Consider the following 20237-nt stretch of genomic DNA (forward strand, 5'->3'; position numbering starts at 1 on the left):
GCGGGGTCGAGCGCGCGGCCCGGCAGGACGCGCTGCGCCAGGCCGTCGAACGCGCCCAGGACTACGCCGACGCCCTGGACCTGGGCACCGTCGCCCCGCGCTCGGTCGCCGACACCGGGATGCTCGGCACCCGGGCGGTCGCGATGAGCGCCCGGGCCGTCAGCGCGCCCGGCGGCTGGGGCGCCGAGTCCGCCGACGGCGGGCTCGGGACGCTGCTCGCCCCGGACGACATCACCGTCCGGGCCGAGGTGGAGGCCGAGTTCGTGGTCCGGCCGGGCTGCTGACGCCCGGGCCGGGCTCAGCCCTCCCGGGCGGCGATCTCGCCGTGCTCGGTGCGCAGCTCCCGCTTGAGGATCTTGCCGCTGGGGTTCTTGGGGAGGGCGTCGGCGAACACGACGTACTTGGGCCGCTTGTAGCCGGCGAGCTTGTCCTTCGCGTGCGCGTCGACCTGCTCGCGGGTCAGCGTCACCCCCTGCTTCGGGACGACGACCGCGGTGACGGCCTCGATCCAGTGCGGGTGGCTGACGCCGAACACGGCGACCTCGGCGACCCCGTCGAGCAGGTAGAGCGCCTCCTCCACCTCGCGGGAGGCCACGTTCTCCCCACCGGTCTTGATCATGTCCTTCTTGCGGTCGACGACGGACAGGTACCCGTCGGCCGTCATCACGCCCAGGTCGCCGGAGTGGAACCAGCCCCCGGCGAACGCCTCGGCGGTCTTCTCCTCGTTCTCGTAGTACCCCAGCGTCACGTGCGGGCTGCGGTGCACGATCTCGCCGACCTCACCCGGCGGGACCTCGTTCCCGGCGTCGTCGACGACCCGGGTCTCGACGTTCAGCGACGCCCGCCCGGCCGACCCGGCGTGGCTGAGCTGCTCGTCCGGACCCAGCAGGGTCGCCAGCGGCGAGGTCTCGGTCTGGCCGTAGAAGTTCCACAGCCGCACCTCCGGCAGTCGCCGGGACAGCTCCTGCAGCACCTCGACCGGCATGGCCGCGGCGCCGTAGTAGCCCTTGCGCAGGCTCGACAGGTCCCGGGTGTCGAAGTCCGGGTGGCGCAGCAGCGAGATCCACACCGTCGGCGGGCAGAAGAGCTTGGTGACCCTCTCCCGCTCGATGGTCTCCAGCAGCCGGGCCGGGTCCGGCGACGGGAGGATGATGCTGGTGGCGCCCAGGTAGACGTCGACGGACAGGAAGCAGTCCAGCTGCGCGCAGTGGTAGAGCGGCAGCGAGTGCAGCTCGACGTCGTCGTGCTCCATGCCCCCGTCGACGACGCACGACACGTACTGGCTGATCAGCGACCGGCTCGGCAGCATGACGCCCTTGGGCCGGGACTCGGTGCCGGAGGTGTACATGAGACGCAGCGGGTCGTCGTCGGCGATGTGCACGTCGGGCTCGCCGGGGTCGCCGTCGCCGCCGATCCAGGCGTCCAGGTCGGCCCAGTCCCCGGTCGGCGCCTGCCCGGACAGCCCGATCCGGGCCCGGACCGACGCCGGCTCCGACGACTGCGCGAGCGCCTTCTCCCCGGTGGCGGCCAGCGCGTCCTCGACGACGAACGCCGTCGCCCCGGAGTGGTCGAGGATGAACGCGATCTCCTCGGCGTTCAGCATGAAGTTGATCGGCACGAGTACGACGCCGAGCCGCGCGGTGGCGTAGACGAGCACCGCGAACTGGCGGCAGTTGTGCGAGAGCAGCGCGAGCCGGTCGCCCTTGGCCAGCCCCTGCTCCGCCAGGGCGGCGGCGCACCGGTTCACCGCCGCGTCGAACTCGGCGAACGTCCAGCGGGTGTCGCCGTCGACGACCGCGGTCTTGCCCGGATACCGGACGGCCGTGCGGTGCAGGAGGTCCCCGAGCGAGTGCCGTCGCGCCCGCTGGATCGCCGCGGCGGTCTGCTCACTGAACCCGGTAGCGCCGTTGCCCATGGCGGCATCCTGCCCGAGGACACCCCCACAGTCACGTACGACTGTTCTCCCCGGATCCGACGGGCGCGGCGGTGTCCTGGGCGTGCTCGGCCGGCACGCAGACGCCGGTCGGCTCGTCCCGTCCGCGCAGCGTCACCGACTCCCCGGCCCGCCACCGCGCAGCCTCCGCACCGGCGGCGTCGACGGCCCGCGCGGACGCGACGACCATCCCCGGCACGGACTTCGCCAGCTCGGTGAGCCGGGCGGCCTCGTTCACCGGGTCGCCGATCACGGTGTACTCGTAGCGGCGCGGGTCCCCGATGTTGCCGGCCACGGCGTCGCCCGCGGACACGCCGATCCCGGCCTCGGCCTCGGGCATCTCCTCGGCCAGGCGGGCGCCCAGGCAGCGGGCGGCGCTCAGCGCGGCGCCGGGGGCGTCGTCGAGGTCGAGCGGGGCACCGAAGACCGCGAGCGCGGCGTCGCCCTCGAACTTGTTGATCCACCCGCCGGCCTGCTCGACGCACTCGACGACCACCCCGAAGAAGCGGTTCAGCACCGCCACGACCTCCTCCGGCGGGCGGCGGGCGGCCATCGTCGTCGAACCGACGAGGTCGACGAACAGCACGGCGACCGGGCGCACCTCGCCGCCGAGCCGGATGCCGTCGCCGCGCGCCGAGGCGGCCTCGGCGACGTCGCGACCGACGTGGCGGCCGAACAGGTCGCGGATCCGCTCCCGCTCGCGCAGGCCCTCGACCATGCTGTTCGTCCCGGCCTGGAGCTGGCCGAGCTCGGTGTTGTCGTAGACGGGCAGGCGGACGTCGAGGTCGCCGTCCTGCACCCGGGCCAGCGCGCGGCGCACGGCCAGCACGGGGTCGGCGATGGCGCGGGCGGCCCCGAGCGTCGTGATCAGCCCGACCCCGATCGCCGTGCCGCCCAGCGCGAGCATGGTGACCGCGAGCTGGGTGGGTGAGGAGTCGCCGAACACCAGCGCGACGAGCCCGGCCAGCATGATCCCGGAGATCGGGACCGCGGTGCCGAGCGCCCAGAACCCGACCGAGCGCAGCATGACCCCGGTGACCAGGCGACGCCGCTTCGGCGGCCGTCCGGACAGCACCCGGGCCGCGGCACGGCGCAGCATCCGCTCGACCAGCAGGTAGGACAGCGACGACGTGGTCACGCCGCCGATCAGCACGGTGGCGGTGACCGAGAAGCCCAGCCGGCCGGAGTAGCGCAGGTTCAGGAAGCAGAACAGGACCGCGGCCACCATCCACAGCAGCGCGACCATCGACGAGATGCGGGCGGGCGCCCGCAGGACCAGCGCTCGCTCGTCGGCCTGCGGATCCCGCGAGGAGCGGCGCAGGGTCAGCTTCCGGCGGCCGAACCAGATCCCGACCGGGACGGCGACGAGCAGGTAGATCCCGAGCACGACGAGGTTGACCAGACGGATCTCGACGGCGTCGAGCAGCTGCTCACGCGGCAGCACGAAGGCCGCGATGACCAGCACCACGGCCGCGCCGATGACGTTCGCCGACGCCACGACGAGGGCGAGCAGGGCCCGTACCGGCAGCCCGACGACCTGACGGCCCGGCCGCGTCGCGGGTCGCTGCGCATCCATGGGCCGGAGTCTAGGCCGATCGAGTGAGCCGGGCCGCCGGAGATCGGGACCGGTGGGTGGAGAGCCGATCTCCACCCGGGGTCGGTCCCCGGGTGGATCCGGGAGGGGGTCCGCGCGCGGGACCGTCGTCGGGTCCGATCCGCCGTACTCCGGAGGCACCGATGGCCCCGACCACCACACCGACGGCCGCACCGTCGGCCACCGCCCCCACGGGCCGCGGCGCCGTGCTGCGGCAGACCGTGGGCTCGCTGCTGGTGGACGCGGCGCTGCCCTACCTCGTCTACGTCGTGCTGACCGGGCAGGGCATGTCCGACGTCGCGGCGCTGGCCTGGTCCGCGCTGCCGCCCGCGCTGAACGTGCTGGTGCAGGCGGTGCGGCACCGCAGGCTCAACCCGGTCGGGGTGATCGTGCTGGTCACCATCGCGGCCGGTCTGGCGACGTCGCTGCTCAGCGGCGACGCCCGGTTCGCCGTGGCCCGCGACGCGATCCAGAGCGTCGCGTTCGGGCTGCTGCTCGCCGGGTCGCTGGTGGTCGGGCGCCGGCCGCTGGTGTTCCACGTGTGCCGGTTCTTCGGCAGTGCCCAGCGCCCCGACCTGCCGGAGCTGATGGAGCGCCAGTGGGCGGCCAACCCGGTGTTCCGCCGGACGCTGCGCCGCGCGACGGGCGTCGCCGCGTGCGTGATGACGCTGGAGGCGACCCTGCGGATCACCCTGGCCTACACGCTGGCACCGGTGGTGGCGTTGCCGATCCTGTCGGTGCAGTCGATCGTGGTGTGGACGGGCCTGTCCGCGCTGCTGGTGGTCAGCGTGAGGCGGGCGGCGCGGGCGGGCCGGTGACCTCCAGCAGGTCCCGCAGCCGCCCCCGGTCGGCGCCGACGACGACCGACACCCGGCTCGCGCCCGGGCCCGGCACCGCGGTCACGCACGCAGCCCCGCGAGCCGCCCGGCCGCCTTCTCCAGCACGTCGTCGCGCTTGCAGAACGCGAACCGCACGAACGGCCGGTACGCCCGCGCCGCGTCGGGCGACGGGCAGAACACCGACACCGGGACGGCGGCGACCCCGCACAGCCCGGGCAGCTTCCACGCCAGGTCGACGCCGTCGTCGAACCCGAGGGGGCGCGGGTCGGCGACCACGAAGTACGTCCCGCGAGGGGTGAGCACGTCGAACCCGGCCGCCCGCAGCCCGGCGGACAGCAGGTCCCGCTTGCGGGCCAGGTCCGCGGTGAGGCCGGTGTAGAAGTCGTCGCCCAGGGCCAGCGCGTGCGCGACGGCGGGCTGCAGCGGGGCGCCGCCGTGGAAGGTGAGGAACTGCTTGACCGCCCGCGGCGCGGCGACGAGCTCCGGCGGGCCGTGCACCCAGCCGACCTTCCAGCCGGTCACCGAGAACGTCTTGCCCGCCGAGGAGATCGTGAGGGTGCGGTCGGCGAGTCCGGGCAGCGACGCCATCGGCACGTGCCGGGCGTCGTCGAAGACCATGTGCTCGTACACCTCGTCGGTGACGACGACGGCGTCGTGCGCGACGGCGAGCTCCCCGACCCGGGTCAGCTGGTCGCGGGTGAGCACGGCGCCGGTCGGGTTGTGCGGGGTGTTGACCAGCACCACCCGGGTGCGGTCGGAGAACGCGCCGGCCAGCGCGTCGTCGTCGAAGCCGAAGTCGGGCGGGAGCAGCGGCACGGTCCGCAGCGTGGCACCGGCCAGCGCGACGGCGGCGGCGTAGGAGTCGTAGGCGGGCTCGAAGGCGACGACCTCGTCGCCGGGGCCGCAGAGCCCGAGCAGGGTCGCGGCGATCGCCTCGGTCGCCCCCGTCGTGACCACGACGTCGGCCGGGTCGACCTCGAGGCCGTACCAGCGGCGCTGGTGCGCGGCGACGGCCTCGCGCAGCGCGGGTACGCCCGGGCCGGGCGGATACTGGTTCAGGCCGCGCTCGGTGATGTTGGCGGCGGCGTCGGCGAGCAGGGAGGCCGGACCGTCGGTGTCCGGGAAGCCCTGGCCGAGGTTGATCGCACCGGTCTCGACCGCGAGGCGGGAGATCTCGGTGAAGATCGTCGAGGTGAACGGGCGCATGCGCTCGACCAGCATGGGCCCGACACTATCCGGGTGGGCGGGTGGCGCAGCTCCTGATCGAGGGTCTGCGCGAACCCGTGCCGGTCCGCGGACGCCGGTGGGTTCCACCGCGCCGGGACGAGCTCCTCCGCCCGAACCTAGTCGAGTCCGCGGACGATGTGGGACTCGTCGTCGTGCTGCTCGTCGGTCTCGATCGAGATGTCCTCGTTCATCGCATGGCCTCCTCACGGATGTCGGATGACGAATGATGGACACAGAGGAAGACGTCCGTCATCGGGAGAACGTTGCTGTACCGGCCTGTGGACCGATCCAGAATCACCCGACCGGGTGAGCAGACCTGCCCACCCGGTCGGGGTCGTTCCTCGTCCATGCGTCAGGTCTACCCGCCGATGCGGCCGACCAGGTGGAGCTTGTGCGCGTCCTTGACGCTGCGCAGGGCCAGTCCCCACGCGCCGCCTGCGGCCTGCTCGGTCACGAGCTCGGTCCTCGCCGGGAGCAGCACCGGCTTGCGGAACACGACGTCGTAGGTGCAGGCGTCGGGGACCCGGCCCTCCAGCGCCGCGGCGGCGTGCGCCGCGGTCCACATGCCGTGCGCGATCGCCCGCGGGAAGCCCATCGCCTTCGCGGTGAGCGGGTGCAGGTGGATCGGGTTCACGTCACCGGAGACGGCCGCGTAACGGCGCCCGATGTCGCCCGGGACCCGCCACAGCGCGTTCGCCGGACCGGTGGGCACCGGCGGCTCGGCGATGTCGGCCGTGCCGTCGCCGCCCTCCGGGCCGTCCGGGGCCGTCGCCCCGCGGGCCAGGTAGGTGCTGCGGCCCTCCCAGACGGTCTCCCCGCCCGCGGAGACCTCGCCGATCAGATCCACCTGCGCACCCTTGGGGTGGCGGGTGAACCGCTCGGCCCACACCCGGACGTCGAGCGTCTCGGTCGGGGAGATCGCCCGGTGCACGGTGATCCGGTTGGCGATGTGCACCAGTCCGGGCAGCGGCAGCGGGAACGACCGGCCGGCCATCAGCACGACCTGCAGCGGGAAGGTCAGCATGTGCGGGTAGGTCACCGGCAGCGCGTTGCCGATCCGCAACCCGCAGACCCGGGCATAGTCGGCGAGGTGCCGCTGCTCGACGGTGACGCCGCGGCGGACCAGCTCGGTCGCGGGCAGCGACCGGCCGGAGCCGCCGGGCAGCGCCGCCCGGGCGGCCGCGGAGGCGTAGTACGGCCCCAGCGACGGCGGGCCGGGCAGCTCGGTGACCTTCCGGTCCTCGGCCACGGTCATCAGGCCCCCAGCATCGACTGGCCGCAGACCCGCACGACCTGCCCGTTGAGCCCGCCGGACTCGGCGCGGCCGAACCAGCCGATGGCCTCGGCGACGTCGACCGGCAGCCCGCCCTGCTTGAGCGAGTTGATCCGGCGGCCGCCCTCGCGGGTGGCGACGGGCATCGTCGCGGTCATGTCGGTCTCGATGAACCCGGGTGCGACGGCGTTGATCGTCGCGCCGCGCTCGGCGAACCGCGGGGCGAGCGCCCGGACCATGCCGATCACGCCGGCCTTGGAGGCGGCGTAGTTGGTCTGGCCGCGGTTGCCCGCGATGCCCGACTGCGACGACACGCAGACCACGCGGCCGGCCTCGTGCAGCGGGGAGCCCTTCGCCAGCAGCGCCTCGTTGATCGTCAGCTGGGCGCCCAGGTTGACCGCGAGCACCGAGTTCCACCGGTCCTCGGTCATGTTCGCGAGCAGCTTGTCGCGGGTGATGCCCGCGTTGTGCACCACGATGTCGACGCCGTCGTGCCGGTCGGCGAGGTGCGAGAGCAGCCGGTCCGCCGCGTCCGACGCGGTGATGTCCAGCTGCAGCGCGGTGCCGCCGGTGCGGTTCGCGGTGCGGGCCAGGCCCTCCCCGGCCGCCGGGATGTCGACGGCGACGATGCTCGCCCCGTCGCGGGCGAGGGTGTCGGCGATGGCCGCGCCGATGCCCCGTGCCGCCCCGGTGACCACCGCGACGCGCCCGGCGAGCGGCTGCTCCTCGGCGCGCGGGTCGTCGACCTCGCCCGGCTCGCGTGGCTGCCCCACCGGAGCGGCCACGTGGGCGACCTGCCCGTCGACGTAGGCCGAGCGGGCGGAGAGGAAGAACCGGACCGAGGAGTCGATCGCGGCCGGGGTGACGTCGGCGGCGACGACGAGCAGGTTCGCCGTCGCGCCGAACCGCAGCTCCTTGCCGATCGAGCGGACCAGGCCGTCGAGCGACTGGGCGACGGCGGCCGCCTCGGCCCCGGACGCCTCGGCGGGCTCGGCGCCGATCAGCAGCACCCGGCCCGAGGGCCCGAGCCGCTTCACCGCGGGGGTGAGGATCTGCTGGGCGGCGGCGAGGTCGGCCAGCGTCCGCGCTCCCGACAGGTCGACGACGACGCCGTGCAGCCGGTCCTCACCGACCGCCGTGAGCGCGGGGACCCCCTGCTCCTCGACGAACGCGGTGACGGCCTTCGCGAAGCGTGACTCGCCGACCGACGCGACGAGTACCGGGCCGGCCAGCAGCGGGTCCCCGGGGCGGTGCCGGCGCAGCGTCGGCACCGTGGGCAGCCCCAGCTGCTTGGCGATGCCGGTGTTGGACAGGGTCGCGAGCAGGTCGCTCATGCCTTCTTCGCCTCCAGGATCGCGACGACGCCCTGGCCGCCCGCGGCGCAGATCGAGATCAGGCCGCGCTGGTCCTTCTTCTCCGTGTCGGCCTTCTCCCGCAGGAGCTTCGCCAGGGTGGCGACGATCCGCCCGCCGGTCGCGGCGAACGGGTGCCCCGCGGCGAGCGAGGAGCCCGCGACGTTGAGCTTCGCGTCGTCGACGGCGCCCAGCGGCGCGTCGAGGCCCAGGCGCTCCTTGCAGAAGCGCGGGTCCTCCCAGGCCTTGCGCTGCACGAGCACGACCGAGGCGAACGCCTCGTGGATCTCGTACAGGTCGAAGTCCTGCAGGGACAGGCCGTTGCGCTCGAGCATCCGCGGGACGGCGAACACCGGCGCGGTGAGCAGCCCGTCCGGGCCGTGCACGTAGTCCACGGCCGAGGTCTCGGCGTCGACGACGTGGGCCAGCACCGGCAGCTTGTGCTCGGCGGCCCACTCGTCGGAGCCGAGCAGGACGAGCGCGGCGCCGTCGGTCAGCGGGGTCGAGTTGCCCGCCGTCATCGTGGCGTCCGGGCCCTTCCCGAAGACCGGCTTGAGCTTCGCGAGTTTCTCCACCGAGGAGTCCGCGCGCAGGTTGTTGTCGCGGGTCAGCTTCAGGTAGGGCGTGACGAGGTCGTCGAAGAAGCCGCGGTCGTAGGCGGCGGCCAGGTTGTGGTGGCTGCGCGCGGTCAGCTCGTCCTGCTCGGTGCGGCCGATGCCCCACTCCAGCGCGGTGCGCGCCGCGTGCTCGCCCATCGACAGGCCGGTGCGCGGCTCGGAGTTCTCCGGGATGTCCGGGACGATCTGGCCCGGCCGCAGCTGCCCGACCAGCTTGAGCCGGTCCACCGCCGTCTTCGCGGCGTTGAGCCTGACCAGTACGCGACGCAGGTCGTCGTTCAGCGCGATCGGGGCGTCGGACGCGGTGTCCACACCGCCGGCGACGCCGGACTCGATCTGGCCGAGCGCGATCTTGTTGGCGACGGCGATCGTCGCCTCCAGCCCGGTCCCGCAGGCCTGCTGCACGTCGTAGGCCGCGGTGGCCGGGCTCAGCCGGGAGCCGAGGACCGCCTCGCGGGTGAGGTTGAAGTCGCGGGAGTGCTTGAGCACGGCGCCGGCCACGACCTCGCCCAGACGCTCGCCCGCCAGCCCGAAGCGGGCCACCAGACCGTCGAGCGTGGTGGTGAGCATGTCGAGGTTCGAGGCGGAGGCGTAGGCACCGTTGGCCCGCGCGAACGGGATGCGGTTGCCGCCGATGACGGCGGCGCGCCGGGTGCTGGCTGGCATGGGGGTCGTCCCTCCTGGATCGGGTCCCGCCCCACCCGATCGGGTCGCCGCGCTGCACGCGGCTCCGGGCGGGCGGAGCATCAGCTCGTGGTTCGTCGTTACCACGGGGTAGCCGGTACTCAAGGTACACGGTACTATGGGTTTCGTGAAGGCCGGACGGGACAGACGCGACAGCCGATGGGACGCCCACCGCGAGCAGCGGCGGGTGGCACTCGTCGGGTCCGCGATCGGGGCCATCCGCCGGCACGGCGCCGGCATCGGGATGGATGAGATCGCTGCGTCCGCCGGGACCAGCAAGACCGTGATCTACCGGCACTTCGGCGACCGGGCCGGCCTCTACACCGCGATCTGCGAGTCGGTGGCCGGCGTCCTGCTGGCCGAGGTCCGGCGGGCCACCGCCGATGCCCTGTCCGACGCGGGCCGCGGGCCGCGGGAGGCCGTCGCGGCCGGGATCGACGCCTACCTCAGGCTGATCGAGATCGACCCGGAGCTGTACCGGTTCGTGGTACAGCGACCACTGCTCACCCAGGGCACCACCCGGCGCGCCCCCACCGCCGACAGCGGCCGTACCGGGACGAGCGACCCGGTCAACGACCTCGTGACCGTGATCGGCGACGAGGTGGCGGTGGTCATCGCCGGCAACCTCGGCACCCCGACGGGGACCGGCACCGACCCGCGGGCCGCGGCCCGCATCTGGGGCCACGCGATCGTCGGCCTCGTCCGGGGGGCGGCCGACGACTGGCTCGCCCGCCCCGACGGCACCCCCCGCGAGCGGATCGCCACCCATCTCACCGACCTGGCCTGGTCCGGACTGTCCGGCCTGGCATCGCACGTGCAGCAGGAGGTTCAGCCATGACCCGCAGCACCCTTCCGAGCCCCGACGCCGTCCCCGCCGAGGCGCTCCGCACCGTCGTCGACGGGCGCTGGGCCCGGGCCCGGCAGGAGACCCGCGAACAGCTGGCAGCCAACGCCGAGATGCGCGCGGACCCCGACCTGACCTCGGCGCAGTACCGCGAGTGGATCACCGACTCGCTGAAGTTCCTGACCTCCTCGGGCCGCCCGCACACCGGGTTCGACCCCTCGGTCGGCGGCCAGGGCGACGTCGGCGGGGTCGTCGCCGCGTTCGCGATGCTCGCCTACGGAGACCTGTCGCTACTGGTCAAGGCCGGTGTGCAGTGGGGACTGTTCGGCGGCGCGGTCCAGGTGCTCGGCACCGAGCGGCACCACGAGCAGTACCTCCGCAAGATCATCGACGGCGAGCTGCTCGGCTGCTTCGCGATGACCGAGACCGGGCACGGCTCGGACGTCCAGCACCTGCACACCACCGCGACCTACGACCGGGAGGCGGGCGAGTTCGTCGTCCACACCCCGTACCCGCAGGCCCGCAAGGAGTACATCGGCAACGCCGCGCGGGACGGCCGGATGGCGGTCGTGTTCGCCCAGCTGATCACCGGCGACGAGAAGCCCGGCGTGCACGCCTTCCTCGTGCCGCTGCGCGACAGCGACGGCAGGGCCCTGCCCGGCGTGCAGATCGGCGACGACGGCCGCAAGGCCGGCCTCAACGGCGTCGACAACGGACGGCTGGCCTTCGACCACGTCCGCATCCCGCGGGAGAACCTGCTCAACCGCTTCGCCGACGTCGCCCCGGACGGGACGTACTCGTCGTCGATCGAGAACGAGACGGCGCGGTTCTTCTCCATGCTCGGCACGCTGGTCCGCGGCCGTATCTCGGTGGCGGGCGGCGCCGGCGCGGCGACCGAGAAGGCGCTCACCCTGGCCGTGCGCTTCGGCGAGCGCCGTCGCCAGTTCGCCAACCCGGCGACCGGCGAGGAGATCGCCGTCCTCGACTACCTCGCCCACCAGCAGAAGCTGCTGCCCGCGCTGGCGACGACGTTCGCCCTGCACTTCACCCAGGACGACCTGGTCCAGCGGATGCACGACATCCAGGCCCCGGGCGCCGGACCGGTCGGCGCACGCGAGCAGCGCACGCTGGAGCAGTCCGCCGCCGGGATCAAGGCGATCGCGACCTGGCACGCCACGCACACCATCCAGACCTGCCGGGAGGCCTGCGGCGGCGCGGGCTACCTGGAGGAGAACCTGCTGCCCGCCCTCAAGGCGGACACCGACGTGTTCACCACGTTCGAGGGCGACAACACGGTCCTGCTCCAGCTGCTGGCCAAGGAGCTGCTGTCGGACTACGGCCGCACGATCAAGAAGGGCAACCCGCTCGAGATCGCGCCGCTGCTCGGCCGTCAGCTCGCCGGGGTACTGGCCGAGCGGACCGGGGCCGCGTCGCTCACCCGGCGGCTCCCGTTCCGCGGGATCGACCTGACCGACCGCACGCGCCGCCGGGAGCTGCTGGCCGTCCGTCGCGAGGACACCCTGGCCGCCGCGATCCGCAACCTGGCCCCGGCCATGCGCACGGGCAACGACGAGTTCGCCGTCTTCAACTCCGCGCAGGACCTGCTGCTCACCGCGGCCCGCGCGCACGTGGACACGCTGGTGGAGGCGTCGTTCGCGGACAAGCTCGTGACCGTCGACGACCCCGCGGTGCGCGCGCTGCTGGAGCGGGTCTACGACCTGCACGTGCTCACCGTGATCGACCGCGAGCGGGCCTGGTACCTGGAGACCGGCCGGCTCACCGCGGCCGAGTCCCGCTCGATCCGTCCGCTGGTCAACGGACTGTGCGCCGAGCTGCGTCCGCACGCCCGGACCCTGGTCGACGGCTTCGGCGTCCCGGACGAGTGGCTGGCCTGCCCGATGCTCGACGACGAGGCGTGGGCCCCGGCCCCCGGCCGTCCGGCCGAGCCGCTCACCGACCAGGTCGAGACGGGCTGACCCGGACCACACGTCCCGGCCACGACGGACGGCCGGCCCCGGAGATCCGGGGCCGGCCGTCCGTCGTCGGGCGTGGGTCAGGCCTCGAAGCCCAGGGCGTCGACGACCGCGCCGATGGTCGACGACAGGTCGGCGACGGTGCCGTCGACGACCTCGGCGATCGGGGTGATCTCGGCGGCGTTGGCGGTACCGGTGAGACCCAGCATCACCAGCGGGGCGGCCACGGCCGCGGTGGCCAGACCGGCGATACGACGCTTGTCCATGGTGGTTCCTTCCTTCGGGGGAGCTTCCGTACGCCCCGAGGGTGGGAGACCGGAGCCTCCGATTTCCAGGTTCCGGCGGTACCTGTAACCGACCGCTTACATCGATACGTGTGCCGTCATCTGTCGGACACAACGACGGAGACGGTGATCACCAGTAGAACCTGGACAACAAGTATCCTGGATATGTAGTGTCCAGATCATGCGGATGGGACAGGGCGTCGAGTGGGCGCTGCACTGCTGCCTGAACCTGGCCTGGGTCGGCGACGCCGTCCCCGGCGCCCGGCTCGCCGGGTTCTACGACCTCCCGCCCGCGTACCTCAACAAGCAGCTCCAGGCCCTGGTCCGGGCCGGGGTGTGCGAGTCCGTGCCCGGCCCGCGGGGCGGGTTCCGGCTCGCCCGGCCCGCGGACGAGGTGTCCCTGCTCGACGTCGTCGTCGCGGTCGAGGGACCGGAGGACGCGTTCCGCTGCACCTCGATCCTCGGCGCGGCGCCGGGCGGGGACCCGTCGCTCGACTACTCCGGCCACTGCGCGATCTCGCTGTCCATGCGCTCGGCCGAGCTCGCCTGGCGCCGCGAGCTGGCCGGCCGCTCGCTCGCCGAGGTCGCCGCGGACGTCGTCCGCACCGCCCCGGACGCGCCGCAGCACGTCCGGGCCGCGCTCGCACCGTGATCGCACCACCCACGACACCGTCCACGAACGCCATCGACCCGAAGGGGACCGTCATGGAACCGCGCATCTCCCGGCCCTACCGCCACGTCCCGGACGGCTACCGCGCCCTGACGGCGCTGGAGGCCTCCACCCGCGACGACGCCGTCCTCCCCCGCACCGTGCAGGAGCTCGTACGACTGCGGGCGTCGCAGATCAACGGCTGCGGCTTCTGCGTGGACATGCACTCGCACGACGCACTGGACTCCGGCGAGGCCGTCGAGCGCCTGTTCTCCGTGGCCGCCTGGCGGGAGGCCCCGTGGTTCACCCGCCAGGAGCGGGCCGCGCTGGCCCTCACCGAGGAGGTGACCCGGCTGGCCGACCGACCCGATGCCGTCCCGGACGCGGTGTGGGACGAGGCCGCCGCGGTGTTCGACGAGCGGGCCCTGACCCTGCTGGTCACCACGGTCGCGACGATCAACGCCTGGAACCGGATCAGCGTCGCCACCCGGCAGATCGCGGGAAGCCACCGGCGCGCTGCGGCCGCGGGACGTCCGTGACCTTCCCCGCGCAACGGCGGACCGGCTGGGCACGGCGTCGCACGCTGGGGCAACATCGTTCCCGTGCCCCGTACGCGTGGGTGATCTGCCCCGTTCCGCCGTCGTCGTGTTCCAGATGAGGTGCCCGTGTCCCCCACCCCGGTCAACAGCGCCCCGATCCACCCCCCGGTCGACACCGAGGAGTCCGATCTGCGCGTCTCGGAGCGGAAGACCTCCGCCGCCGGGGCGAAGGCTGTTGCGATCTCCATGAAGCGCTCCCTCGCCGAACAGGGCGTGGTGAAGACCGCCAAGAACCTGCTCACGATGAACCAGGTCGACGGCTTCGACTGCATGAGCTGTGCCTGGCCGGACCCGGCCCCGGGCGAGCGGCACACCGCCGAGTTCTGCGAGAACGGCGCGAAGGCCGTGTCCTGGGAGGGCGACCGCCGCCGGGTCACCCCGGAGTTCTTCGCCGAGCACTCCATCGCCGACCTGCGTGACCGCAGCGCGCACTGGCTGGAGAGCCAGGGCAGGCTGACCCACCCGATGGTTCGCCGGGCCGGCGGCACGCACTACGAGCCCATCTCGTGGGACGACGCGTTCGACCTGGTCGGGACCCACCTGCGCGCCCTGTCGAGCCCGGACGAGGCGCTGTTCTACACCTCCGGCCGGGCCTCGAACGAGGCCGCGTTCGTCTACCAGCTGTTCGCCCGCGCCTACGGCACGAACAACCTGCCCGACTGCTCCAACATGTGCCACGAGTCGACCTCGGTCGGCCTGGCCGAGGCGATCGGCGTCGGCAAGGGGTCGGTCTCGCTGCAGGATCTGCACGACGCCGACCTGATCGTCATCTCCGGACAGAACCCGGGCACCAACCACCCGCGCATGCTGTCGGCGCTGGAGACGGCCAAGAAGAACGGCGCGCGGATCCTCGCGGTCAACCCGCTGCCCGAGGCCGGGCTGTTCAAGTTCGACAACCCGCAGACCCCGCGCGGCATGTCCGGCATCGGCACCCACCTGGCCGACGAGTTCCTGCAGATCCGCAGCAACGGCGACCTCGCGCTGTGGCAGGCGTTCGGGCACCTCCTGCTCGCCGCCGAGGACCGCAACCCGGGCAACGTGCTGGACCGCGACTTCATCGAGCGGCACACGAACGGCTTCGAGGCCTACGCCGCGCACGTGAAGGACCTGGACCGCGACGCCGTCGTCGCCGCGACCGGGCTCACCTGGGGCGAGATCGAGAAGGCCGCGGAGATGCTCGCGACCTCGAAGCGGATCGTGAACTGCTGGGCGATGGGCATCACCCAGCACCGCAACGCCGTCGCCACCATCAAGGAGATGGTGAACGTCGCCCTGCTCCAGGGCATGATCGGCAAGCCGGGCGCGGGCCTGTGCCCGGTCCGTGGCCACTCGAACGTGCAGGGCGACCGCACGATGGGCATCTGGGAGCGGGTCGCGGACAGCTTCCTCGACGCGATCCGCGACGAGTTCGGCTTCGAGCCGCCCCGCGAGCACGGCCACGACTCGGTCGCGGCCGTGCAGGCGATGGCCGACGGGCGGGCGAGCGTGTTCGTCGGCCTGGGCGGCAACTTCTCCCAGGCGATGTCGGACACCGGCGTCACCGAGCCGGCGCTGGAGCGCTGCGCGCTGACCGTCCAGATCTCGACCAAGCTGAACCGGTCGCACGTCGTCGCCGGGACCGACGCGCTGATCCTGCCCGCGCTGGGCCGCACCGAGAAGGACCTGACCGGCGGCCGGGCCCAGCGGGTCACCGTCGAGGACTCGATGTCGGCGGTGCACGCCTCGCACGGCCGCTCCGAGCCGGCCGGTGAGCTGCTGCGTTCCGAGGTCGACATCCTGTGCGGGATCGCGCGGGCCACCCTCGGCGCGGACCACCTCGTCCCGTGGGCCGAGTTCGCGGCCGACTACGACCGCATCCGCGACCGGATCGGCCGGGTCGTCCCGGGCTGTGAGGCCTACACCGAGAAGGTCGCCCGCTCCGGCGGGTTCACCCTCGCCCACCCGCCGCGGGACAGCCGCACCTTCCCGACGGCGTCGGGCAAGGCGGAGTTCACCGTCAGCCCACTGGAGGTGCTGACGCTCCCCGAGGGGCGCCTGGTCCTGCAGAGCCTGCGTAGCCACGACCAGTTCAACACCACGATCTACGGCCTGGACGACCGCTACCGCGGCATCCACTCCGGCCGCCGGGTCGTGTTCATCTCCGACGCCGACCTGCGTGAGCTGGGCTTCGCCGACGGCGACCGGGTGAATCTGGTCAGCGAGTGGACCGACGGCAGCGAGCGGCGCGCGGACGACTTCCGGCTGGTGTCGTACTCGACGCCGAAGGGCTGCATCGCCGCGTACTACCCGGAGACGAACCCGCTGATCCCGCTCGAGTCGTACGCGGACGGCTCGCGCTGCCCGACCTCGAAGTGGGTGCAGGTCCGGCTGGAGCCCGCCACCCGGTGATCGACGTGTGAGCGCGCTCACCCGTCCGGTGATCTCCGGACGGAATCGGCGTCACCCCTCGTGAGGTTGCACCGTTCGGCCACACGAGGGGGGGGACGTCCGAGTGACCACCACTGCAGTCACCGCGCCGAGCCGGTTACGGATCGCGCTGATCCTGGGCGCGTTGATCGCGCTCGGTCCACTGACGATCGACACCTACCTGCCCGCGCTGCCGGACGTCGGACGCGACCTCGCCGCGTCCGAGCCGGTCGTGCAGCTGACGCTGACCGGCACACTCGCCGGTCTCGCGCTCGGCCAGCTGGTGATCGGCCCGCTGTCCGACGCCTACGGCCGTCGCAGGCTCCTGCTCGCCGGCACCGCCGTGCACGTGCTGGCCTCCGCGCTGGTCGCCCTCGCCCCGAGCATCGAGGTGCTGGCGGTGCTGCGGGTGCTGCAGGGCGTCGGCGCCTCGGCGGGCGCGGTGATCGGCCTCGCCGTGGTGCGCGACCTGTTCACCGGCCGGGCCGCGGCGACCATGCTCTCGCGGCTGATCCTGGTGATGGGCGCCTTCCCGGTGCTCGCCCCGACTCTCGGCGCCGCCCTGCTCAACTGGGTCTCCTGGCGCGGGGTCTTCCTGTTCCTGGCCGGCTACGGCCTGGTCATGCTGGCCGTGGTCACCTCGGGGCTGCCCGAGACCCTCCCGGTCTCCCGACGCCGGTCGGCCCGGTTCGGCCCCACCCTGCGGACCTATGGCGGGCTGCTGGGCGACCGGACCTTCGTCGGGCTGGTGCTCGTCGCCGGGCTCGCGATGGGCGCGCTGTTCAGCTATGTCTCCGGCGCCGCGTACGTCTACCAGCAGCAGTTCGGGATGGACCAGCAGACGTTCGGCATCGCCTTCGGCGCCGGCGCGATCTGGCTGGTCGTCGGCACCCAGCTCAACCCGGTGGTGCTGCGCCGCTTCGAGCCCCGCCAGGTGATGTCGACCGCCGTCGCCGCCGGGGTGCTCGTCGGGCTCGTGCTGGCCGTGCTCACCGTGACCGGCACCGGCGGCCTGCCCGCCGTGCTCGCCGGGGTGTGGGCACTGCTGCTGGCCTGTGGCTTCGTCCTGCCGAACGCGCCCGCGCTGGCCCTGGCCCGGCACGGCGAGTCCGCCGGGACGGCGTCGGCGCTGCTGGGGTCGCTGCAGTTCGGGATCGGCGCCGCGACCTCGCCCGTGGTCGGACTGCTCGGCAACGACGCGGCCGCGATGGGCACCGCCATGTTCGGCGCGATCGCGCTCGCCGGGATCGCGCTGGTCGCCGTCGCACGGCCGTGGACGCTGCCGGACCTGAACGAGGAGCCCGAGCTCGCGGCCGCGTGAGGGCTCGCGTTTGACCTGAAGTCAGCTTCACGTCATAGCGTCGCCCACCATGGACGCGAGCACCTGGACGGCCCTGCGCAACGCGAGCACCGAGCCCGGCAGGCGCACCCGCCCGGCCGGGGAGACGGCCCACCGGATCCTGGACTTCGCCCGGCCGCATCGGCGGCGGATCGCGGCGTTCCTCGCCGTGAGCACCGTCGCCGCCGTGCTGACGGTGGCGGTGCCGCTGCTGGCCGGGCGGGCCACCGACGCGGTGACCCGCGGCGAGCGGCTCTCGGTGCTCGCGCTGCTGGCCGGGCTGATGGCGGCCGTCGCGCTGGTCGAGGCGGCGCTGTCGATGCTGACCCGCTGGTACTCGGCGAACCTCGGCGAGAGCCTGATCCACCAGCTCCGGACCACCGTGTTCGACCACGTGCAGCGGATGCCGGTCGCGTTCTTCACCCGCACCCGCACCGGCGCCCTGGTGTCGCGGCTGAACTCCGACGTGCTCGGGGCGCAGCGGGCGTTCTCCGACACCCTCGCCGGAGTGGTGTCCAACGTCGTCGTACTGGTGCTGACCCTCGCCGCGATGCTGGTGATCTCCTGGCCGGTGACCCTGCTGGTGACGCTGCTGCTGCCGGCGTTCCTGGTCCCGGCCCGGCTGATGGGGCGGCGGCTCGCCGCATTGGAGCGGGCGGCCGCGGACCACAACGCGGCGATGAGCACCCGGATGACCGAACGGTTCTCCGCGCCCGGCGCCACCCTGATCACGCTGTTCGGCCGCCCGGAGCGCGAGTCCGCGGAGTTCGCCGAGCGGGCCGACCGGGTCCGCGCGATCGGGGTGCGATCGGCGATGCTGCAGTGGACGTTCGTGACGGCGCTGACGCTCGCGTCGTCGCTGGCCGTCGCCGTCGTCTACGGGGTCGGGGGCGGGTTCGCGCTGTCGGCGGGGAACGTCGTGGCGCTCGCGCTGCTGCTGACCCGGCTCTACCAGCCGCTGACCGCGCTGGCCGGCGCCCGGATGGAGATCATGACGGTGCTGGTCAGCTTCGAGCGGGTGCTCGAGGTCCTCGACCTGGAGCCGATGATCACCGACGCCCCGGGGGCGTGCCCGGTGCCCGACGGGCCGGTCGGCGTCGAGTTCGACCGGGTGTCGTTCGCCTACCCGACCGCCGAGCAGGTGTCGCTGGCGTCGCTGGAGGAGGTGGCGACGCTCGACACCCGCGGCGGGGAGCAGGTGCTGCACGAGGTGTCGTTCAGCGCCCCGCCCGGCGCCGTGGTGGCGGTCGTCGGGTCGTCGGGGGCCGGGAAGTCCACGGTCGCCCAGCTGCTCGCCCGGCTCTACGACGTCGGCGACGGCGCGGTCCGGATCGGCGGGGTGGACGTGCGCGAGCTGACGACCGCCTCGGTGCACCGCGCGGTCGGGTTCGTGACCCAGGACGGGCACCTGCTGCACGACACGGTGGCGGCGAATCTGCGGATCGGGGCACCGGAGGCCACGGACGCCGAGCTGTGGGCGGCGCTGCGCCGGGCCCGGCTCGACGGCCTGGTGGCGGCCCTGCCGGACGGGCTCGCGACCGTCGTCGGGGAGCGGGGGTACCGGCTGTCCGGCGGGGAGCGCCAGCGGATGACGATCGCGCGGGTGCTGCTGGCCCGGCCGCGGATCGTGGTCCTGGACGAGGCCACGGCCAGCCTGGACACCACCTCGGAGGCCGCGGTGCAGGCGGCGCTGGCCGAGGCGCTGGACGGGCGGACCGCACTCGTCATCGCACACCGGCTGTCCACCGTCCGCCACGCCGACGAGATCCTCGTGCTCGAACAGGGCCGGATCGTCGAGCGCGGGGACCACACCGGGCTGCTGGCCCGGGGCGGGCGCTACGCCGAGCTGTGGGTCGGGGCGCCGGCCGCGGCCTAGCTGTACTGACCGGAGACGTTGGTCGAACTCGTGTGACGACACGATCTAGCTGATCTTGAAGGGTGAGGACCTCCTGCGGAGGGTGTGGAGCTGTCGAAGGCACCCGCACCCACAACCACAGGAGGTCCTCGTGGTCCACGCTAACGCTCCACTGTCCGAACGCGGCCGACTGCGCCTGGCGCGTCTGATCGTCGAGGGCGACGTGCCGATCGCTGCGGCCGCTGCCCGGTTCCAGGTGGCCTGGCCGACCGCGAAACGCTGGGCCGACCGCTACCGCCTCGACGGCCCGGCCGGCATGGCCGATCGCTCCAGCCGGCCGCACCACTCGCCGCGGGCGACGCCGGCACCGGTGGTGCGCCGGATCGTGCACCTGCGCTGGAAGAAGCGCCTGGGCCCGGTCCAGATCGCCGACCGGGTCGGTGTCGCTGCCTCGACCGTGCACCGGGTGCTGGTGCGGTGTCGGATCAACCGCCTCGCCCATGTCGACCGCGCCACCGGAGAACCGGTGCGTCGCTACGAACACCCCGCCCCCGGGGATCTGCTGCACGTGGATGTGAAGAAGCTGGGCAACATCCCCGACGGCGGCGGCTGGCGCTATGTCGGGCGCGCCCAGGGAGACCGCAACCGGGCCGCGACCCCTGGGAAACTTCGCAACGCCCACCACCAGGCGAAGATGGGCACGGCGTTCGTGCACACCGTGCTCGACGACCACTCCCGCCTGGCCTACGCCGAGATCCACGACGACGAG

At 73.3% G+C, this 20237-nt stretch carries 17 protein-coding genes; 10 read left to right on the top strand and 7 right to left on the bottom strand.

Features of this window, described 5'->3' with window-relative positions; genetic code table 11:
• Positions 1 to 284 (top strand): SIMPL domain-containing protein (locus tag GTW08_RS11675; RefSeq protein ID WP_161151910.1); only part of this gene is annotated, 284 nt, incomplete at its 5' end.
• 14 nt (positions 285 to 298) lie between these two features.
• Here GTW08_RS11675 and GTW08_RS11680 read toward each other — a convergent pair.
• Both GTW08_RS11680 and GTW08_RS11685 read right to left on the bottom strand, forming a co-directional pair.
• Complete coding sequence (locus GTW08_RS11680; RefSeq protein WP_073576807.1) at positions 299 to 1915, bottom strand: acyl-CoA synthetase; 1617 nt, start codon at positions 1913 to 1915, stop codon at positions 299 to 301.
• 31 nt (positions 1916 to 1946) lie between these two features.
• The gene (locus tag GTW08_RS11685) at positions 1947 to 3509 is read right to left on the bottom strand and encodes an adenylate/guanylate cyclase domain-containing protein (RefSeq protein WP_073576808.1); all 1563 of its coding nucleotides are present in this window, start codon (positions 3507 to 3509) and stop codon (positions 1947 to 1949) included.
• Positions 3510 to 3670: 161 nt separating this feature from the next.
• On the opposite strand from GTW08_RS11685, the gene GTW08_RS11690 reads away from it, so the two are divergent.
• The gene (locus tag GTW08_RS11690; protein WP_073576809.1) at positions 3671 to 4345 is read left to right on the top strand and encodes a VC0807 family protein; all 675 of its coding nucleotides are present in this window, start codon (positions 3671 to 3673) and stop codon (positions 4343 to 4345) included.
• An 81-nt stretch (positions 4346 to 4426) separates the two neighbouring features.
• Here the strand turns inward: GTW08_RS11690 and GTW08_RS11695 are convergent, their stop codons facing one another.
• The 4 genes from GTW08_RS11695 to GTW08_RS11710 form a co-directional block, all read right to left on the bottom strand.
• On the bottom strand, positions 4427 to 5587 hold the full coding sequence (locus tag GTW08_RS11695) for a pyridoxal phosphate-dependent aminotransferase (protein ID WP_073576810.1): 1161 nt from the start codon (positions 5585 to 5587) through the stop codon (positions 4427 to 4429).
• Positions 5588 to 5951: 364 nt separating this feature from the next.
• Complete coding sequence (locus GTW08_RS11700; RefSeq protein WP_073576812.1) at positions 5952 to 6848, bottom strand: MaoC family dehydratase; 897 nt, start codon at positions 6846 to 6848, stop codon at positions 5952 to 5954.
• The gene (locus GTW08_RS11705) at positions 6848 to 8200 is read right to left on the bottom strand and encodes a 3-oxoacyl-ACP reductase (protein ID WP_073576813.1); all 1353 of its coding nucleotides are present in this window, start codon (positions 8198 to 8200) and stop codon (positions 6848 to 6850) included. Before GTW08_RS11705 ends, GTW08_RS11700 begins: the two co-directional genes overlap by 1 nt.
• Entirely contained in the window at positions 8197 to 9501 is a 1305-nt protein-coding gene (locus tag GTW08_RS11710; protein WP_073576814.1) for an acetyl-CoA C-acetyltransferase, read from the bottom strand. Before GTW08_RS11710 ends, GTW08_RS11705 begins: the two co-directional genes overlap by 4 nt.
• A gap of 136 nt (positions 9502 to 9637) precedes the next feature.
• Here GTW08_RS11710 and GTW08_RS11715 point away from each other — a divergent pair, with 136 nt between their 5' ends.
• Both GTW08_RS11715 and GTW08_RS11720 read left to right on the top strand, forming a co-directional pair.
• Entirely contained in the window at positions 9638 to 10357 is a 720-nt protein-coding gene (locus tag GTW08_RS11715) for a TetR family transcriptional regulator (protein WP_073576815.1), read from the top strand.
• Positions 10354 to 12339 (top strand): acyl-CoA dehydrogenase, encoded by a 1986-nt coding sequence (locus GTW08_RS11720; RefSeq protein ID WP_073576816.1) that lies wholly within the window; start codon positions 10354 to 10356, stop codon positions 12337 to 12339. Before GTW08_RS11715 ends, GTW08_RS11720 begins: the two co-directional genes overlap by 4 nt.
• A 77-nt stretch (positions 12340 to 12416) precedes the next feature.
• On the opposite strand, the gene GTW08_RS11725 is transcribed toward GTW08_RS11720, so the two are convergent.
• The gene (locus GTW08_RS11725) at positions 12417 to 12602 is read right to left on the bottom strand and encodes a hypothetical protein (protein WP_073576817.1); all 186 of its coding nucleotides are present in this window, start codon (positions 12600 to 12602) and stop codon (positions 12417 to 12419) included.
• A 199-nt stretch (positions 12603 to 12801) separates the two neighbouring features.
• On the opposite strand from GTW08_RS11725, the gene GTW08_RS11730 reads away from it, so the two are divergent.
• The 6 genes from GTW08_RS11730 to GTW08_RS11755 form a co-directional block, all read left to right on the top strand.
• Positions 12802 to 13272 carry an RrF2 family transcriptional regulator gene (locus GTW08_RS11730; protein WP_073576818.1) on the top strand — a complete coding sequence of 157 codons (471 nt, stop codon included), beginning with the start codon at positions 12802 to 12804 and terminating at the stop codon, positions 13270 to 13272.
• Between the two features lie 53 nt (positions 13273 to 13325).
• The gene (locus GTW08_RS11735; RefSeq protein ID WP_073576936.1) at positions 13326 to 13808 is read left to right on the top strand and encodes a carboxymuconolactone decarboxylase family protein; all 483 of its coding nucleotides are present in this window, start codon (positions 13326 to 13328) and stop codon (positions 13806 to 13808) included.
• 126 nt (positions 13809 to 13934) lie between these two features.
• Complete coding sequence (locus GTW08_RS11740; protein ID WP_083658826.1) at positions 13935 to 16256, top strand: FdhF/YdeP family oxidoreductase; 2322 nt, start codon at positions 13935 to 13937, stop codon at positions 16254 to 16256.
• A 103-nt stretch (positions 16257 to 16359) separates the two neighbouring features.
• A complete protein-coding gene (locus GTW08_RS11745) occupies positions 16360 to 17595 on the top strand; it encodes a multidrug effflux MFS transporter (protein WP_073576819.1) in 1236 nt (411 codons plus the stop codon).
• A gap of 49 nt (positions 17596 to 17644) precedes the next feature.
• Positions 17645 to 19489, top strand: coding sequence for an ABC transporter ATP-binding protein (locus GTW08_RS11750; protein ID WP_073576820.1), 1845 nt, complete (start codon positions 17645 to 17647; stop codon positions 19487 to 19489).
• A gap of 130 nt (positions 19490 to 19619) precedes the next feature.
• A partial coding sequence (locus GTW08_RS11755; protein WP_161151911.1) for a helix-turn-helix domain-containing protein occupies positions 19620 to 20237 on the top strand: 618 nt, incomplete at its 3' end.

The sequence above is a fragment of the Pseudonocardia sp. SID8383 genome (assembly GCF_009864975.1).
GTDB classification, from domain to species: domain Bacteria; phylum Actinomycetota; class Actinomycetes; order Mycobacteriales; family Pseudonocardiaceae; genus Pseudonocardia; species Pseudonocardia alni.

Bases quoted from the DNA above. Each gene is read 5' to 3' on its own strand.
- GTW08_RS11680 (WP_073576807.1), bottom strand. From the start codon at position 1,915: ATGGGCAACGGCGCTACCGGGTTCAGTGAGCAGACCGCCGCGGCGATC.
- GTW08_RS11685 (WP_073576808.1), bottom strand. From the start codon at position 3,509: ATGGATGCGCAGCGACCCGCGACGCGGCCGGGCCGTCAGGTCGTCGGG.
- GTW08_RS11690 (WP_073576809.1), top strand. From the start codon at position 3,671: ATGGCCCCGACCACCACACCGACGGCCGCACCGTCGGCCACCGCCCCC.
- GTW08_RS11695 (WP_073576810.1), bottom strand. From the start codon at position 5,587: ATGCTGGTCGAGCGCATGCGCCCGTTCACCTCGACGATCTTCACCGAG.
- GTW08_RS11700 (WP_073576812.1), bottom strand. From the start codon at position 6,848: ATGACCGTGGCCGAGGACCGGAAGGTCACCGAGCTGCCCGGCCCGCCG.
- GTW08_RS11705 (WP_073576813.1), bottom strand. From the start codon at position 8,200: ATGAGCGACCTGCTCGCGACCCTGTCCAACACCGGCATCGCCAAGCAG.
- GTW08_RS11710 (WP_073576814.1), bottom strand. From the start codon at position 9,501: ATGCCAGCCAGCACCCGGCGCGCCGCCGTCATCGGCGGCAACCGCATC.
- GTW08_RS11715 (WP_073576815.1), top strand. From the start codon at position 9,638: ATGGGTTTCGTGAAGGCCGGACGGGACAGACGCGACAGCCGATGGGAC.
- GTW08_RS11720 (WP_073576816.1), top strand. From the start codon at position 10,354: ATGACCCGCAGCACCCTTCCGAGCCCCGACGCCGTCCCCGCCGAGGCG.
- GTW08_RS11725 (WP_073576817.1), bottom strand. From the start codon at position 12,602: ATGGACAAGCGTCGTATCGCCGGTCTGGCCACCGCGGCCGTGGCCGCC.
- GTW08_RS11730 (WP_073576818.1), top strand. From the start codon at position 12,802: ATGCGGATGGGACAGGGCGTCGAGTGGGCGCTGCACTGCTGCCTGAAC.
- GTW08_RS11735 (WP_073576936.1), top strand. From the start codon at position 13,326: ATGGAACCGCGCATCTCCCGGCCCTACCGCCACGTCCCGGACGGCTAC.
- GTW08_RS11750 (WP_073576820.1), top strand. From the start codon at position 17,645: ATGGACGCGAGCACCTGGACGGCCCTGCGCAACGCGAGCACCGAGCCC.